The following is a 4,071-nucleotide window of genomic DNA, read 5'->3' on the forward strand; positions in this document are numbered from 1 at the left end:
CGAGAAACAAAAGTTTTGATATTAACAATGCACGATAATGATGATGCGGTTATGGGAGCTTTTGCCGCAGGTGCAGATTCCTATAGTGTTAAGGATGTTAGTATTGATAAACTCAAGGATGCTATTTATACAACTTTTGAAGGCAATGCTTGGATTGATCCGGTTATTGCTCGTACAGTTCTCAAACAAGCGAAGAAAAAACCCACGGAAATTCCGGTTTCTAATGATATTAGAACGGTGACAATTAATGCGGTGGAACCTGAATATCAAGAGTTTCTGGAGTCTTGCCCCTTGACAGAACGAGAATTGGAGGTATTAGAATTAATTGTTGCTGGACGAAGTAATGCTGAAATCGCAGAAAAACTCTATATTACGGTGGGAACTGTTAAAACTCATGTTCGCAGTATTCTAAATAAGCTTTGCGCTGATGACCGTACCCAGGCAGCCGTTAGAGCTTTACGTTCTGGTTGGATTGGATAAGATGTATTGATTGATTTTGGGTTAGAGTGAAGGATTTTCTAAAAATATTTTATTAATCTATAAATTCAACCCAAAAAAGATTCTTCATTCTAACTATAATATTAATTTATTTCGTTAAAAATTTCATAACAAATATCTATAAATTACTGGATATATTAATGCTAAAATTGATCAGTATTTTTGTATTTTTTAAAATACTGATCAATGATCTTGTTTTTAACTTAAATATTCCTCATCAATATTAAAATCATAGTCTATCTTATAATGGCTCGGCTGATTCCCTAATCAATGGGGCGATATATTTGATTGAATGACTGGATATCATTGATAGCTTGATCTCTTATTGAAATTAAAATAGATAGTTTAAACCTAAAAAAATTGTATTTCTCAACAATTATTTAATTGAATAAATCACTATATAAAAAATTAAAATTTTGATGTTTTTAAAAATTAATTTAAAATTTAATTTATAATACAATTCAACTCGATTAAAAGTTTATTATAAATTTTTATATTTAAAAAGTAGTTTTATTTTTAGAGTATATATAATATATTTTTTAATCTTTTATTTAAGGTTGTATACATTTTAAAAACATCAAATATCCATTCAATCTGAACTCTTAAACAAAATTAAAAAACATAATTTAAATCAGGAATTTTTTTATTTTTATCTGTAAAAATAGCAAAGTTTATTAACTTAAATAGGTTGAGTCAATGAGTACAGAAACCTTGATTCGTTCCTAATTACCGATTTTCTATTCCTTTCACTTCAAGAGAAAATTGGAAATAATGATTAAATTTTGAGGCTAGGTTGCTATCCTCCACTACAATTCAAACGTATACCATCTTGAGTCTGTCTAATTCACCAGCAGACAAAAGACACTTAAACCCATAAGCCAGTGTTAATTCAAAGGATAACCGAGCATCTTCCGTAGTTACCTCTACCGCAGGGTACATTTGAGGACAATAGCAGATTAACCTGTTGATGAGATTACGGATAGCCATGTTAAAATTATTACCAGATCAGGCTAGACGCAAAAAAAAGTTCCTGACTTCAGCGAACTGAGGAATAAAAGTTAAAAGTCACCTAAATCAATAGAAAAACTGAACTTTGAAATTTCTCTGGTTTAGCTTGTTGTTCTTTTAAAAAACACAATGTATTAATTTACATCGTAAGACAGATAACGGTTATTCTGGCTTCAGTTTACGATGAAACTACAATGTGATTAACTCACAAACCCACTTAAATTAACTCGATTGAAATGGTATGTTAAAACAATAAAATCCGTTATTGATTTTAATATCCAGAAAATCAAAAAAATTTAAGGTTGTTATTCGTTAATCAGGCTGTTGCCAGAGTGGTTGAATCCAAAACAGAGGATGAAACCTAGACCATCAAATCTTTTTCTTTCCTCTGACCCCGACAACAGCCCCAAGATTATTCTGTTTGCAAATACCCGTATTTTTCTTAATGTTAGATCACAGCTGATTCAATTCTTTACAAATTATATTTCATGTCTACCTGTTGGTCAAATTTTAATTCATTTCCCTCAAAGACGATTCTAGTCGTTGATGATTCTCCTGATATTTTGTTCTTAGTAGAAGCGATTTTACAAGGAGCAGGCTATGATGTTAAATGCGCTGAAAATGGCTATATTGCGTTAAATCAAGTCAAGGATTCTCTCCCAGACTTAATCGTTGTGGATGTAATGATGCCGGGTTTAAGTGGCTACGATGTCATTCACAAAGTTCGTCAAGATCCAGAATTACCCTTTATTCCTATTTTAGTCATGACCGCTTGTAGTTTCTTTGAAGTGAAACAGGAATCTAAGGGAGAAGCGAATGGTGTAATTTATAAACCGATTGATATTGATGAACTTCTCAATCAAGTTAATTTGATGATCAAACTCAGACAAAAAAAGACTGAACATCCCCGGTGTTCGACGTTCAGTGAAAAATCAGCTTAGTTGATTAGAACTCAATCTAGCTTAAGTCGATTGAAAGGTAATTTTTTCTTGAACAAAAACTTGGACTCGACTCAAACACTGTTGTAATTTTTCCACTAATTCTGTCGCACCTTCTAAATTTTGTTCTTTCGCCAGATCTTCAAGCTGTTTAGCAATTTCTGGAATTTCTAAGACAGCCGCACTAGAACTGGAACCTTTTAAGGCATGAGCTTGCTGCCTGATGGTTGTAAAATCTTGATTCATAATGGCTTGATGCAAATTTTGAATTCGAGATTGAGCTTGTTCAAGGAATAAATGTAACAACCTATGTTGAAGTTGAAGATTTCCTTTGAGTAAACGATTCAAACGTTCTAAATTGACAGGACTCTCGGCAATTGTCAAGCCACTCATAGGATTTGATTCTAAGGTAGAGGTTTCCGGTGCAAACGTAACAGATAGGTGGGATGAATTGACTGAATGTAGAAATGAAGGATTAGAATTCGGTGCTGAAAGTCGAGAATAACTCCAGCGCTGCAATACTTTTCCTAGAGCATTTAATTCTACAGGTTTACTGACATAATCATCCATTCCCACTTCTATGCAACGTTCTCGATCTGAAGACATGGCACTAGCCGTGAGTGCAATTACGATGGGTTGTCGATGGATCATATCAGGATGCTGGCGTAAGCGTTGAGTCGCTTCATACCCATCCAGAATAGGCATCTGACAATCCATTAAAATCAAATCGTAATCCTTATAGGTTAACCGCTCTAAAACACTTTGTCCATTGTTGACTAAATCGGCATCATAGCCTAAAAGTTTGAGTTGACTTAAGATCACTTTTTGATTGATCGGATCATCTTCAGCTAACAAAATTTTCAGAGCATGGGATTGTAAATTAAACCGTTGATCCCGATTTTGAAATGATTCTATGCGATGGGTTTGTTGCTGCCACTGATGTAAGCGGGTTAAAATAGCAGGAGATTTCAGATTTAGGGTTAGAACCAAAGTTTGTAGAAAACGTAAAGGCGCGACGGGTTTTAATAAATAAGTGTCATCTCCTAAATTAACTACTTGTTCCGCGCGATCACGTTGATTGAGCTTACTCATTAAAATTAGTTTGGTGGGATTGTTTTGATCACAATCATGTAAAGCACGAACTAATTTAACACCTTCTCGATTTAATAACGGTAAATCTATTAAAATCACCTGATAAGGTTCACCTTGTTCCAGGGCAGTTTTCCAACTGGTTAATGCTGTATTTTCCTCCTCTACTTCATCAACTCGAATTCCCCAAGTAGAAGCGAAGGAACAGACAGATTCACGAACTAAAGGATTGCTATCAACCACTAAAATTTTGACCTGTTCTAACTCTGGAACAATTTGTGAAATGGAGGATTCAGCTTTTATTAATTCTATATTAAACCAGAAAGTAGACCCTTCACCTAAACAGCTTTCAAAGTCAATTTCTCCCTCCATCATTTCTACTAAATGTCGGCAAATAGAGAGTCCTAATCCTGTGCCGCTATATTGACGGTTTGTAACAGAACTAGCGGAAGAAAAAGGTTTAAAAATTTGAGGATGTAAGTCTGGATGAATGCCAATTCCGGTATCTTTAACGGAGAAATTAATTTTAACTTTATCA

The 4,071-nt window shown here is 34.0% G+C and carries 3 protein-coding genes; 2 read left to right on the forward strand and 1 reads right to left on the reverse strand.

What is annotated here, in order from left to right:
• On the forward strand, window positions 1–480 hold a 480-nt coding region (locus tag ACKPEB_RS00375), incomplete at its 5' end, for a DNA-binding response regulator (RefSeq protein ID WP_408962777.1).
• A 1,514-nt stretch (window positions 481–1,994) separates the two neighbouring features.
• Window positions 1,995–2,447 (forward strand): response regulator, encoded by a 453-nt coding sequence (locus tag ACKPEB_RS00380; protein ID WP_408962778.1) that lies wholly within the window; start codon window positions 1,995–1,997, stop codon window positions 2,445–2,447.
• 21 nt (window positions 2,448–2,468) lie between these two features.
• Here the strand turns inward: ACKPEB_RS00380 and ACKPEB_RS00385 are convergent.
• Window positions 2,469–4,071: response regulator (locus ACKPEB_RS00385; RefSeq protein ID WP_408962779.1), on the reverse strand; the 1,603-nt coding region annotated here is incomplete at its 5' end.

Origin of the sequence: Planktothrix sp. (assembly GCF_046067725.1) — a bacterium.
GTDB lineage: Bacteria > Cyanobacteriota > Cyanobacteriia > Cyanobacteriales > Microcoleaceae > Planktothrix.

Coding starts and splice junctions, on each gene's coding strand:
- ACKPEB_RS00380 (WP_408962778.1), top strand. CDS start 1,995: ATGTCTACCTGTTGGTCAAATTTTAATTCATTTCCCTCAAAGACGATT.